General features: G+C 42.4%; 10 protein-coding genes. 5 read left to right on the top strand and 5 right to left on the bottom strand.

Going from position 1 to position 14197, the window contains the following annotated elements:
* Positions 1 to 91 precede the first annotated feature (91 nt).
* The 5 genes from AC0KVP_RS10830 (at position 92) to epmA (ending at position 5621) form a co-directional block, all read left to right on the top strand.
* Complete coding sequence (locus AC0KVP_RS10830; RefSeq protein WP_473336610.1) at positions 92 to 1309, top strand: alkane 1-monooxygenase; 1218 nt, start codon at positions 92 to 94, stop codon at positions 1307 to 1309.
* On the top strand, positions 1306 to 1470 hold the full coding sequence (locus AC0KVP_RS10825) for a rubredoxin (protein ID WP_473336608.1): 165 nt from the start codon (positions 1306 to 1308) through the stop codon (positions 1468 to 1470). Before AC0KVP_RS10830 ends, AC0KVP_RS10825 begins: the two co-directional genes overlap by 4 nt.
* A gap of 624 nt (positions 1471 to 2094) precedes the next feature.
* Entirely contained in the window at positions 2095 to 3270 is a 1176-nt protein-coding gene (locus AC0KVP_RS10820; protein ID WP_473336606.1) for an OmpP1/FadL family transporter, read from the top strand.
* Between the two features lie 303 nt (positions 3271 to 3573).
* Positions 3574 to 4641: a 4-phosphoerythronate dehydrogenase gene (locus AC0KVP_RS10815; RefSeq protein WP_473336602.1), complete on the top strand. Its 1068-nt coding sequence runs from the start codon at positions 3574 to 3576 to the stop codon at positions 4639 to 4641.
* Positions 4638 to 5621: an EF-P lysine aminoacylase EpmA gene (gene epmA, locus AC0KVP_RS10810; protein WP_473336600.1), complete on the top strand. Its 984-nt coding sequence runs from the start codon at positions 4638 to 4640 to the stop codon at positions 5619 to 5621. Before AC0KVP_RS10815 ends, epmA begins: the two co-directional genes overlap by 4 nt.
* A 52-nt stretch (positions 5622 to 5673) precedes the next feature.
* Here the strand turns inward: epmA and AC0KVP_RS10805 are convergent, their stop codons facing one another.
* The 5 genes from AC0KVP_RS10805 to metF form a co-directional block, all read right to left on the bottom strand.
* Entirely contained in the window at positions 5674 to 6897 is a 1224-nt protein-coding gene (locus AC0KVP_RS10805) for a multifunctional CCA addition/repair protein (RefSeq protein ID WP_473336597.1), read from the bottom strand.
* Between the two features lie 83 nt (positions 6898 to 6980).
* A complete protein-coding gene (locus AC0KVP_RS10800) occupies positions 6981 to 9260 on the bottom strand; it encodes an NADP-dependent malic enzyme (protein ID WP_168159180.1) in 2280 nt (759 codons plus the stop codon).
* Positions 9261 to 9400: 140 nt separating this feature from the next.
* The gene (locus AC0KVP_RS10795; RefSeq protein ID WP_473336595.1) at positions 9401 to 12277 is read right to left on the bottom strand and encodes a bifunctional diguanylate cyclase/phosphodiesterase; all 2877 of its coding nucleotides are present in this window, start codon (positions 12275 to 12277) and stop codon (positions 9401 to 9403) included.
* A 181-nt stretch (positions 12278 to 12458) separates the two neighbouring features.
* The gene (locus AC0KVP_RS10790) at positions 12459 to 13175 is read right to left on the bottom strand and encodes a 16S rRNA (uracil(1498)-N(3))-methyltransferase (RefSeq protein WP_473336593.1); all 717 of its coding nucleotides are present in this window, start codon (positions 13173 to 13175) and stop codon (positions 12459 to 12461) included.
* 40 nt (positions 13176 to 13215) lie between these two features.
* Positions 13216 to 14052, bottom strand: a complete 837-nt coding sequence (metF, locus tag AC0KVP_RS10785; RefSeq protein ID WP_473336590.1) for a methylenetetrahydrofolate reductase [NAD(P)H] — start codon at positions 14050 to 14052, stop codon at positions 13216 to 13218.
* Positions 14053 to 14197: the final 145 nt, after the last annotated feature.

Below are 14197 nucleotides of genomic sequence, written 5' to 3'. Positions count from 1 at the left end.
TGAATATATAGTGTCTTAAAATGAATAATGATAACAACTGATTTTACCAATAATGAGCAAGTGTTCTATCTAAAATAAAAAGGAGTACCGCATGAATGCACTGACCTTGCTTGAGCAGCAGCACAGTGAACATCAGTTTAAGGATAAAAAACGGCATTTATGGTTATTTGGTTTGGCTTATCCGTGTATTGCTATGGGTGCTTTGGCAAGCTATCAGTTTGGCCCCAAAAAACTGCGTTCGGTGTTTGCCTCGACAGGCCCGATTTTTATGCACGTGGTCATGCCAGCGTTAGACAAATTGATTGGTGAGGACAGCGAAAACCCACCTGATACCGCAATTGCAGCCTTAGAGGCTGATCCCTACTATGCTCGTATTGTGAAGTTGTTTATTCCACTACAATACAGTGCCAATTTTTATGCTTTATACCTCGCTAGTCGTGATAGCACCCCAACACATGATCGTGTGCTTATTGGCACACTATTGGGCGTATTGAATGGTGTCGCGATTAATACTGCGCATGAGCTGAGTCATAAACTGAATAAATTAGAACAAATGTTGTCGCATTTGGCATTGGCACCGACGGCTTATAATCATTTTCGGATTGAGCATCCTTATGGGCACCATCGCCGTGTGGCCACACCTGAGGACCCTGCGTCTTCGCAAATGGGCGAGTCTTTTTGGCAGTTTTGGCCGAGAACGGTTGTGGGTAGTTTTAAGTCGGCAGTTGAAATTGAAACTCGACGTTTAGAGCGCCAAGGTCTCGGTTTCTGGTCACTCAAGAATGAGTTGTTGCAAGGTTGGGTGATGTCAGGGCTTTATCATGCGGCGATGCTGAAATGTTTTGGGAAAAATATTGCGGTTACCCAAGCCACTCAAGCCTTGTACGGCATTACGTTATTTGAGGTCGTAAATTATATTGAGCATTACGGCTTAAAGCGGGATCAGCTTGAAAATGGCCAATATGCACGCACCCAGCCAGAACATAGTTGGAACAATAACAACTTGGTGACGAATCTGTTCTTATATCAGTTGCAGCGCCACTCTGACCATCACGCTTATCCAACGCGAAGTTTCCAAACCCTGAGAAACTATGAAGACGTACCCCAGCTTCCAGCAGGTTATGGGGCCATGATTTTACCGGCACTGATTCCGAAGTGGTGGTTTAAATTGATGGATCAACGGGTGGTGGAGCATTATGCAGGCGATTTCAGCAAAATGAATATTTACCCCAAAGCCAAGCAGAAAATTCATCAGAAGTTTGCGGGATTGTTCTCTCAGTCATCCCTTATAGATGAGGATGCAACATGAAGCGCTATCAATGTTTAGTTTGTGGATGGGTTTATGATGAGCAGCTCGGATGGCCACAGGAAGGAATTGCGGCGGGTACATCATGGCAAGATGTTTCTGAAAACTGGACCTGTCCTGACTGCGGGGTATCTAAAGCTGACTTTGATATGGTCGAAATTTAAACAATAGATTTGAACGCATTCTGTAATAGGGTGTTGCTACAGACTGTGGCTGTACCCAAAACCTTTCTATTTGATGATTTATTCTGCTAAACCATTCTAGAACCATTCTTTCGCATGGTTGCTCTGCGCTTTAAGACTGTTAATCTTCTCAAGCAGATTTAATGCTCCGTCTCAGAGTGAAAATCGTAAGTCATGTTTTAAAGAAACCCTCGATTAAGGATGATTGAGGGTTTCTTTAAAATCCAAAGCATATTTAAAAAAGATCGATGTGAAATCGAATGATAGTAACGAGATAGAAAATTCGAAAATAACAGAGATAGAGAAGTCTTGTAGCGGATTACAAGAGAACAAAGCTTAACAGGATGAAGAGCTATGATGAATCAGAAGAACAGAACCGCCGTTATCAATTTTCAAATCCAATCCGCATTGAAATGTGTATATCCAAGCATACGTTATTTATCGCTCCCAAATACGCCATAAGAGTCATCGGGTTTTATACGCCTTAATACATGTTTGAGGCCAACAAAAAGGATTAAGTCATCCAAGATTTAATCAGATATGGTGAGTGCTTTTCATAGGAATGGTCGGTACTTGCTGTTTTAAAACGTAACTAAAGGAATAGAAATGAAATTGAATCAGAAGTATCTCATTGGGGCGATACTGTCCGTATGCGCAGGCCAAACCTATGCTGCGGGTCTTGAGCGTTCGCCACAACAAATTGATGCTTTATTTGAATCTGGCACCTATGCAGAAGTCGGTTACAGCCATATTTCACCCGATGTGACTGGGACAGATATCAGTGGAAATAAAATTTCTGATATGGCTGAGGACTTCCAAACGCTCAATTATGCGGTAAAAACGGATATAAACCCGAAGTTACGTCTGGCGGTGATTTATGACGAGCCTTTTGGTGCAAAAGTAAAGTTTGAGGGCGAGAATAACTTCATTGCAACAAACAGTCCAGCGGAAGATGCTCAGACGCGTGTTGAGGTCAAGTCGAAAAATGTCACGACCTTATTCGGTTATAACCTGAATAAAAATGTCATGATTTATGCTGGCCCAGCACTTCAGCAACTCCAAGCAGACGTGCATTTGCGTGGTTTAACTTACGGACCAAATAGTGGTTATAACAACATTTTTGATGATATAGCAGTCGGTTGGGTTGCAGGTGTGAGCTATGCCAAACCTGAAAAGGGGATTTTGGCCTCATTAACCTATCGCTCTGAAATTGATCATAAAACCACCATTCAAGAAGACGTCCCTTTAGCAGATTTGTTGGGGATCGATTATTCGCACCAGAACTCAGGCACGATCACGACCCCAGAGTCTATCAACTTAAACCTGCAAACGGGCCTGAATGCGACCACAGCAGTTTATGCAAAAGTTCGTTATGTACCATGGGGAGACTTTGCTTACTATCCGCCAGTACTTGAAGCAGCAACAGCACAAGCAAAGCAGTTAAGCAAAGGCTTACCTTTGGTTAATTATTCCGATGATCAAACGGCAGTTGAATTGGGTATCGGTAAACGTTTAGCACCAAACTTGGCGATTTCTGTATCTGGTTTGTGGGACTCAGGTGCAGGTGACCCAGCTCCAACGTTAGGACCTGTGAACGGATATTGGGGTATGGGCTTGGCAGCGAAATATAATATTAATCAGAAAATTGCTTTTAGCCTAGGCGGCCGTTACATGTGGTTTGGTGATGCAAAAGGTTCAACACCTGATGGTACGATCAAGGGTGATTTTAAGGACAACACAGGCTATATCGTGGGGATGAAACTCTCTTATAAATCTAAATAATTCATCTCGCTTATTACTTGCTTGAGGTTTTGCCTTCTCTCTGAAATGTTGGGAGAAGGCTTTTTTTAGCAGTACTGAATTATCTGTCTAATGCTTTGTATTGTCATAAGACGTACTGAGTTCACTGCATATTTTTCAGCCTTTTGAATGTAGTCAAACTAGATGAAACCAGCCTTTCAAGGATTCGATTTTCACCATTCAGATGAAACATTGTGACTGTTTATTCAGATGTATTGCAGAGCAACATAGTGTTGCGCTTGTGCAACAGTTATCATAGAGCGAACAAAAGCGTTGGAAAACATTATGAAAATCGTGGCAGATGAAAATCTCGCATTTACCGATTATTTTTTTGCCGAATTTGGTGAAGTTGAGCACAAAGCAGGGCGGACTTTAACGCATGCCGATGTTGTAGATGCCAAAGCACTGTTGGTGCGTTCCGTAACACAAGTCAATCCAGCATTAATCAATAACACCACACTTCAATATGTAGGGAGTGCAACCATTGGTACAGACCATTTAGATATTGAAGCCATTGAGAAACAGAATATTCAATGGGCGAATGCCGCAGGTTGTAATGCGCAGGCGGTGGCTGAATATGTGATTACGGCTTTGCTCCATCTCAAGCCAGCATTGATGAATGCTGAAGAAAGTTTTACTTTGGGCATTATTGGCCTAGGAAATGTCGGTTCTCGCTTAGCTTATATGGCCAAACTATTGGGCTGGAATGTGATCGGTCATGATCCTTTTGTACAGCAAGATACGATTCAGCAGGTCGATTTAAATACGTTATTAAGCACTGCCGATGCGATTTCATTGCATGTGCCTTTAACCAAAACAGGATCACATCCAACTTATCATTTGTTCAACGCCGAAGCGTTGGCTACGATGAAAGCGACAGCAATATTAATTAATTCTGCACGTGGGCCTGTGATTGATGAGCAGGCTTTATTGGCCGACATCGAAAAAACACAGCGTAAAGTGGTACTAGATGTCTTTGAGCATGAGCCCGTGATTTCTGAACAAGTGTTGAAAGCTGTGAGTCTAGTGACGCCACATATCGCAGGTTATAGCTTAGAAGGCAAAGCACGTGGTACACAAATGATCTATGAAGCCTTTTGTAAAACCTTTCAGTTTGAAGCACATAAAAGTTTCGAGTCGCAGTTGCCTTTGTGCGCGCAATATTTTGAAGGGCAAGATTTGGAATCTGCACTTCAACAGCATTTAAATGAAATCTATCCAATTGCACGGGATGACCAAGCCTTACGTTCTTGCTTAAAAGAGGGAATGATTGACCAAAAAGCCTTTGATCATTTAAGAAAAACTTATCCATTACGCCGTGAATGGGCTGCACACGGAGGACCAAAGGCATGAGTCAGAACGTGATCCATTATCAGCCAACCTGTGACTTAAAAGCCATGCGTGCTCGCGCGCAAATGTATAGCCAAATTCGCCAGTTTTTTGCTGAACGTGAAGTGCTTGAGGTTGAAACCCCGATTTTATCTCAAGCTGGTGTGACCGATGTGCATTTGGCTTCAGTTCAAGCGCAGCGTCATCTACAAGGCAAGCAACAAACGCATTATTTGCAGACTTCACCTGAGTTTGCCATGAAGCGCTTATTGGCCAGTGGTAGTGGGCCAATTTATCAAATCTGTAAAGTTTTCCGTGATGATGAACATGGTCGTAAACATAATAGTGAATTTACCATGCTGGAATGGTATAGACCGAATTTCAGCTTGAAGGATTTGATGTTTGAAGTGACAGACTTATTGAATGTCACATTAAAGCAGCGTTTTGGTGAGGTTCGCCCTACCATTTTGAGCTATAAGCATGCGTTTATGGATCGCTTGGATTTGAATCCACTGCAAGCCAGTTTGAAAGAATTAAAAGACTGCTGTAATCGCGTGGGTTTAAATTTGGACTTGAGTGATGACCGGCTTGGCTATATCGATTTGCTGTTTTCGCATTTTGTAGAGCCAAGTCTAGGTTTTGATATGCCCGTATTTCTGACTGATTTTCCACCAGAGCTGGCCTCGCTTGCCAAAACTAAAACGGATGAAGACGGTGAATTAGTTGCAGCACGTTTTGAGCTGTATATTGAAGGTTTGGAACTCGCCAATGCTTATGATGAGTTGATCGACGCGGAGGTGTTGCGTTCACGTTTTGAAGCGGATAATACTGAACGTGAAAAGTTAGACTTACATGTGATGCCAATCGATGAGTTTTTATTGGCTGCTTTGCCTCAAATGACCGCATGTGCAGGTATTGCGTTAGGTGTGGATCGTTTGTTAATGATTGCCACTGAACAGATGCAGTTGGAAAAAGTAATTACCTTTCCCGCATCCATTTCTTAAGTGAAATTAAATAAAGCGCCGATTGTGGCGCTTTATTTGAGTCGATCAAGTTTTAACTGTACTGAGCCTTCAGCTCTCCAATTGCGTGTATTCGACGTTCTATCAGCATTTCACCGATATCCGGGCCTTTGATATCCGCAGGTAGGTCTTGTGCTTTGATATTTCGCACCACATCCATCACCTTTAAAATATATGAAGATTGTGGGTATTCACGATCTTCAAGCCCTAAACGACCACGTGAGTCGCATTCACAGGCCTGTACAAAGGCTTCGACCCGTTCTGGACGACGTAGTACATCTAGGCGTTGAAGTAAGCGCCATAAAGTGCCTGGTTTTAAGGTCAGGGCTTGATGACATTTGAGGTGCTCTTTACAAACGGTAATTGCGAGCTGTTTCATCTGCGTTGGGACTTTTAGACGCTCGCACATCTCAGTCACAGGTTTGACCCCACGTTCTTCATGCATAATATGACGTGGTAGCTCGTCTACAGGTGTTAAAGCTTTGCCTAAGTCATGCACCAAAACAGCAAAACGAACATCCAGTGCGTAGTTGGCACGACAGGCTTGTTGTAATGACATCATGGTATGAATACCACAGTCAATTTCAGGGTGATACTCAGGGCGCTGTGGAATACCGTAGAGTGCCTCGATTTCAGGAAAAAGTACTTTTAAAGCACCACAGCGACGTAGCACTTCAAAGTATTCATCGGCATGATCTTCCATCAGAGCACGAGAGGTTTCTTTCCAAACACGTTCAGGAGTTAGTGCCTCCAGTTCACCTGAGTCTGCGAGTTGCTGCATTAGTGCCAACGTTTCTTCGGCCACTGTAAATCCAAGTGTTTTATAACGTGCAGCAAATCGTGCAACACGGAGGACACGTAGTGGGTCTTCTACGAAAGCATCAGAAACATGCCTTAAAACACGGAGCTCTAAATCGCGTTGGCCGCCATAGGGGTCATACAGAGTGCCTTCATCATCCATAGCGATGGCATTGATGGTGAGGTCACGCCGAATTAAATCTTGTTCTAAGGTAACAGTACTGTCGGTATAAAACTCAAAGCCATGATAACCATGCCCTGACTTAAGTTCGGTACGGGCAAGTGCATACTCATCTTTGGTTTCAGGATGTAAAAAAACAGGAAAATCTTTACCTACAGGTTGGAAACCTTGGGCAAGCAGTTGTTCAGGCGTTGCACCGACAACTACATAATCTTTTTCGTGATAGGGGTGCCCCAGAAGCTGATCTCGGACCGCACCGCCTACTAAATAAACTTGCATGAAAAAACCTCTATTCTTGCAGCCATCATGCTACAGAATAGAGGTTTTCTCAAGTCACAAGATGCGAGTATAACGACAAACAATTATTCGCCGTTTTTCTCCGCTTCTTGAATTTCAGCTACAGTTAGTGCAGTCATATTCACTAAACGACGTGTTGTTGTTGTCGGTGTCAAAATATGAACTGGCTTTGCTGCACCCAGTAGGATAGGGCCAATGGTGACATTATTACCTGACGTTGATTTCAACAGGTTAAATGAAATGTTGGCTGCATCCAAGTTCGGCATGATCAATAGGTTCGCAGAACCTTTGAAGCGTGAGTTTGAGTATGCAAAGCTACGAATGTTTTCATCCAATGCTGCATCCGCATGCATTTCACCTTCAACTTCAAGTTCTGGCGCGATTTGCGACAAAATCTCAAACACTTTACGCATTTTTTGTGCGCTTGGGTCGGTCTGGTCTGAACCGAAGCTTGAGTGAGATAGTAGCGCAACACGTGGTGTCATACCAAAACGACGCACTTCTTCAGCGGCTAAAATAGTCATTTCAGCCAGTTGTTCAGCCGTTGGATTACGGTTGATGTAAGTGTCAGCAATGAACAGGTTGCGGTCTTCAAGCATTAAAGCATTCAATGTAAAGAAAGAGTTGTGACCTTCTTTTTTACCAATGATGTTTTTAACGAAGTCTAAGTGAATGTCGTAGCTTGAATACGTACCACATAGCATCCCGTCTGCTTTACCATGTTTCACTAACATCGACGCGATCAAGGTCGAACGACGACGTGCTTCACGTTGCGCATATTCAGGTGTTACACCTTTACGTTGCATGAGCGTGTAGTAGTCATCTGCAAACAGTTCGTAGTCAGGATTTTTTTCTTGATCGACAATCGTGATATTCACACCATGTTCAAGACGTAAGCCTAACTTTTTAATGTTCGCTTCAATAACCGCAGTTCGACCGACTAAAATTGGTTTTGCAAGATCTTCATCGACCGCAATTTGTACTGCACGAAGTACGCGTAGGTCTTCACCTTCAGCATAGGCAATACGTTTTGGGTCGGATTTTGCTTGAGCAAAAATAGGCTTCATCATAAATGCAGAGTTGTAGACAAACTCAGACAGACGCTGACGATAAGCAGAGAAGTCTTGAATTGGTCGATCAGCTACACCAGAGTCCATTGCTGCTTGTGCGACAGCAGGTGCAATTTCTAAAATCAGACGTTGATCGAGTGGACGTGGAATAAGGTAGTCACGACCAAAAGATGCTGATTTTTCACCATAAGATGCTGCATCTGCTTCAATGTGTGCCATACGCGCAATTGCATAGACACATGCGATTTTCATCTCTTCATTGATCGTTGTTGCGCCTACATCAAGAGCACCACGGAAAATGTAAGGGAAGCAAAGTGCGTTGTTCACTTGGTTTGGATAGTCTGAACGACCTGTCGCCATGATCACGTCATCACGAACTTCATGTGCATGTTCAGGAAGAATTTCAGGATCTGGGTTTGCAAGTGCAAAGATAATCGGATCTTTCGCCATGACCTTAACCATTTCTTTGGTTAAGATACCCGCAGCAGATAAACCAAGGAACATGTCTGCGCCTGCAATCACGTCAGCCAGTTGAGTGCCTTCGATATCTTGTACATAACGTTTTTTAGACTCATCTAAGCCTTCACGTTTCGTGGTGAGCAGACCGCGAGAGTCAGCCACAACGATATTTTCTTTCTTCGCACCAATTGCACAAAGAAGATCTAAACAAGATAATGCTGCAGCACCTGCGCCTGAAGCAACAATCTTGATTTCCTCAATTTTTTTGCCATTTAACTGCAAAGCGTTTAGCAAAGCAGAACCGACAATAATAGAAGTACCATGTTGGTCGTCGTGGAACACAGGAATGTTCATGCGTTCACGTAGTTTTTGCTCGATATAGAAACACTCTGGTGCCTTGATGTCTTCAAGGTTGATACCACCAAAAGTCGGTTCTAATGCAGCAACAATGTCCACGATTTTGTCAGGATCATTTTCTGCAATTTCGATGTCAAAAACGTCAACACCAGCGAATTTTTTAAACAGTACGCCTTTACCTTCCATAACAGGTTTAGACGCTAAAGGACCAATGTTACCAAGGCCAAGTACGGCTGTACCGTTACTGACCACAGCAACTAAGTTACCACGCGCTGTGTAAAGCGCCGCAGTAGACGGGTCGCGTTCAATCTCTAAACATGGTGCAGCAACACCTGGTGAATAAGCTAAAGCTAAGTCACGTTGGTTGACCAGCTGCTTGCTTGGTGTAACGCTGATTTTCCCTGGAGTTGGAAATTCGTGATAATACAAAGCTTGCTGTTTTAATGATTGATCGTCCATCTGAATCTCTTTGTAGCGTGGGTTAGCCAGCGGAGCTGGTGGTTTTTTAGTAGACAAGACCGAATATACCATTAGTTGCTGGTATATCCCAGTGATAGCTGGTGCTTTTTAAGGCAAACTTAGAGCTAAAACAGTCTGATTTATATTAAGTATGTATAAGAGGGCGTATCTAGATGATCTCTTAAGTATTGGGTAGCATCGAGCTGTGGAAGAGGTTTTGAAAATAAATAACCTTGCGCGATATCACATTCTAAGTTTTGCAGGTAACTCAGTTGTTGTTCGGTCTCAATTCCTTCCGCCACCACGGTCATACCCATGGCTTTCCCCATGGCAATCATGGCACTCACAATAGCTTCTTGTTTGCAGTGCCCAATTTTTGAAATGAAGCTTCGATCAATTTTTAAAGTATCGATTGGGAAATCAGTGAGGTAAGACAGCGAGGAATAACCTGTGCCAAAGTCGTCTAAAGAAATATGAATGCCACGTGATTTGATGGTTTCAAGGAGATTTTTTACCGTTTCCGAGTTTTCAACCAAAGTGGATTCTGTAATTTCTAATTCGAGGCTGCTGCCACTAATTTTGTATCGATCAAGGGCTTCATCTAGGTCCTTTAAAAGCTGTCCGCGTTGTAGTTGTTGGGCAACCACATTGACCGAGACACAGATATTATCAAAACCCAATTTATTCCATTCTTTGATTTGCTTCGCGGTTTGTAAAATCACAATGCGACCGATGTCTGAAATCAAGCTGGTTTTTTCTGCCATAGGAATAAACAGACCTGGCGGTACGATGCCCTTGGTTGGATGATTCCAGCGTACCAGTGCCTCAAAACCATAAATTTTCTGATTGTGAAAGTTGATTTTGGGCTGGTAATAAACCACTAACTCATTGTTTTGTATCGCCAGTCTTAAATCGCGCTCTAAATAAATCCCTTCTTCCAATGCAACGGTATTGCTCAGGCTGTAGAACTTTGTGGCATTTCCACCTAAACGTTTTGCTTCACTCAGCGCTTGTTCAGCACAGTTGTTTAAGTAGTCCAGTTGACGACCATGTTCAGGGTACTGCGAAATCCCCATTGAAAGCGTAATAATATGTTCTTGACCAAAAATATCAAAAGGCAGACTAAAGGCTTTATTAATGCGATCGATATGTTCCTGAACTGAGGGTCGAATATGAGAGACCTCATATACAATTGCAAAATCATCACCATTCAAGTGAGCCACCATCAGGGCTTCAGCATTGGTCAAACGAAGGCGCTGGGCAACTTGGCGCAGCAGCTCATCGCCTCCATTATTGCTTAAGAATTCATTCAATGGACGGAAACGGTCAATATTGAGCCGAATAATCGCCAGTTGTTTAATGCTATCTTGTTGAGAAACCAAATATTGATGAAGCTGATAGTTATAGTAAAAACGGTTGGGTAAATCAGTCAGCGTATCGTAGTTTTCTAAATAAGAAAGACGCTGTTCTTGTAGTTTACGTTCGGTTAAATCGGACACGATACCAATATAATGCGTGACACGATCTTGCTCATCGGTAACGGCATTCAGATGCATCCAAATACACAACTCTTTGCCCGACAGAAACTTTTCATTCAGTTCACCGTCGTATTCGCCTTTTTTAAGGAGTTGGCCAATGATTTGGTTATGTGTGGTGCGTTGAAGCGACTTATAGTTCGCAACAATATCAAACAAATGTTTGCCATTGATTTGTGCAGCTTCAAAGCCAGCCAAACGTTCAAAGAAGGGATTTACGTCGATATAACGCAGGTCTTCATCTAAGATGAAAATCCCTTGTTCAGCTTGTTCAAGGACGCTCGCTGCTAGTCGAAGACGTTCTTGGTTACTTTTTTCATGTTGAATATCGCGTCGGATACCGACCATTTGTAAGGGTTTTTGATTGATTGGATCGCGAGCAATGACACGCCCAGTGTCATGTACCCAGTACCATTTCCCGTTATTGTGTTGCACACGGTAAGTGGCTTCATAGCGGTCTGAATGACCCCGTAAATGACTTTTCATTGCAGATTTAAACGGGGCAATATCATTTGGATGAATTAGGTACTGAAGCTGAAGTTGATGCTCTGTGGAATTTTTAAGTACTTTTTCTTGTTTGTGATTGGTCAGGGAAATGAGCCGATCTTTAATATTCCAATCCCAAGGACGAATACCTGAAATTTCATGGGCAAGCGATAGGTTTTCTTGCTTATTTTTTAAGTCTTTATTAATTTGATTAACGTCAAAGGTTCGTTCACGTACTTTTTGCTCAAGCAATTGATTATTCAGTTGTAACTGTTGTTCAATTTCTTTGGATTTATTCACTTCGTTTTGTAGCTGTTTGCATAAATCATCGGTCCAAGCGACTTGTTTTTCAGCTTCTTTTTTTAGCTCTCTATTTTTAATTGAGAGACGGGATAAGTGCTGATTAATACGGTTAGTGGCATTGGCACAGAGCAAAATCACAATCAGAATAAAGTTCACAGCAAGGTGAAAAAGAGTGTGATTGGCATCGAAGTTGATAAATTGCGAGAGGACATAAGGGGTGATAGACGGAATAAAAACCAAACAAAAATAACTGATACGTTGCGTTAAATAGGTGAGGCAAACGGTCTGTGTGACAATCACTAAAAGTGCAGATAAGAGTAGGGCATTTGTATAGTTAAAATTGCCAGAGAGGCTGGGTAAATAGTAATAGATACAGACGACGCCTGCTGCAACCAAAAGACCAATACTCAAACAGATGCCTTGAATCCAGCGGTGCGCATGTTTGGCAGAGTGATTTTTCGGGTTGAAATACACGGTGTTCACGAGCCAAAAAATGCTGAGAATAAACTCGGAAATAAAAAACCACAGGTTAAAATAAAAAGAATCTTGAGAAAAATTATAGTGATATGCACAGAAAATATAAAAATTAAGAATCAGTAAGCTACTGATGAGGAAACGAAGATGGCTAATGGAATGCGATATTTGCGCAGTCTGCAAGTGCCGATCAAGATTTTCTGTAGAAATATCTGGCATGAATCGCGAAACCTTATTTTTTTTATGACCCAATGGCGTTGTGTTGTGTCTTTTTTCAAATTTAAATATATTGTGTAAAACACAATCAATTTATATTTTGATATAAGTCAAGGGTAATATTGTTGTACATAATAATCAATATATTAACAGAACAAAAGGGTGACTCGGCTGTTTATGTGATTTAAATCACTAAATTGTAGTTGAGGATCGACAAAGCGACGACTGGCGCAGTCTCAGTTCGTAATACACGCTCACCAATACACCAGCTGATAAAACCATGCTCATTGGCTGTTATAATTTCAGCCTCACTTAAACCACCTTCAGGCCCAATGAGGAGTGCAATGTTTGGTGTTGCATTCGCCAATACATCGAGTTTTTCTTTATTTGGGGCAAGTACAAGTCGCGTCGCAGGTAATTCGGATACGAGCCATTTGTCTAAGCTGACTGGAGCATGGATAGTGGGAACAATGTTCATGCCACATTGTTCGCATGCCGCGATAGCAATGCCTTGCCAATGATCAATCTTCTTTTGGTCGCGGTCATATTTCAAACGCATTTCACAACGTTCAGACGTTAATAGTTGAATTTCGGAAACGCCTAATTCAACTGCCTTTTGAATGACATAGTCCATACGATCACCTTTACTCATGACTTGACCGAGTAAAGTTTTAAACGCAGGTGTACGACTGGTTGGGTTAAAAGCAGTGACCTGAACTGATGCTGACTTTTTAGCAACGTCACTTAAGGTCACTTCATATTCGCCGCCTTGTCCATTAAACAAGGTAGCCGTTTCACCGACTTGAGCACGCAAAACTTTTACCCAGTGGTGAAACACAGTTTCAGTCAGTTCGACAGTGTGATCAACATTGAGTTCTGCTTCCATAAAAAAACGAGGCATTCGGTTTTACTCTCAAATAGGGTGAATCTAGTTTAAATACTTATGCTAAACCGAGGTCTAGTACAAGCTGACGGGTAGGGTCAGTCGTGTTCATGGTGTAGAAGTGCAAACTCGGTGCACCACCTGCAATTAGGCGCTCGCAAAGTTTCACAATCACTTCATGACCAAATGCTTTGATGCTGGCACTGTCATCACCATAGGTTGCCAGTTGCTTACGAATCCAACGTGGAATCTCAGCGCCCGTACCATCTGCAAAGCGAATCAAGCTGCTGGCATTGGTAATTGGCATAATGCCTGGTGCTACAGGAATGTTCACGCCTTCTTTTTGAATGCGATCGACAAAGTAAAAGTAGGCATCTGGATTAAAGAAGAACTGAGTCAGTGCGGCATTCGCACCTGCATTGGCTTTGTCACAAAAACGTTGAATATCTAAATCAAAGCTTTCAGCTTGTGGGTGCATTTCAGGATAAGCGGCAACTTCAATTTTGAAATGATCGCCCGAATGTTCACGAATAAAGCGAACCAAATCCGTGGCATAAGGTAATTCGCCTAGGCCAACTTGACCTGAAGGTAAGTCACCACGCAGCGCCACAATACGGTCAATGCCTTGATCTTTATAAATGTCGAGTAACTCTGCAATACGTGCTTTGTCATCACCAATACAAGACAAGTGAGGGGCAACAGGTGTGCCTTTACCATTGAATTCAGTAATGGCTGCTAAGGTGCGTTCACGGGTTGAACCGCCTGCACCATAGGTAATTGAGAAAAACTCTGGGTTTAGCAGCTGTAATTCTTGGTGTACGACTTTCAGTTTTTCTGCGCCCGCATCCGTTTTGGTCGGGAAAAACTCAAAAGAAATAGGAATGTGTTTCGACATGTTCAAATCCTTTTTATAAATGCTTTTTATTTAGACCTCTTCCGAGCCCTCTCTTGCGCGTAGCTTTAAAGCAGTGCTTAAAACTCGCTTCACAGGAGAGGGGACTTTCACTATAAATTGTATTAATAATGAAAAGTCCCTTCTC

Source organism: Acinetobacter sp. DL27 (genome assembly GCF_055810995.1).
The sequence above is the reverse complement of the archived record's forward strand: the minus strand, read 5'-3'. Positions and strand labels throughout refer to the sequence as shown.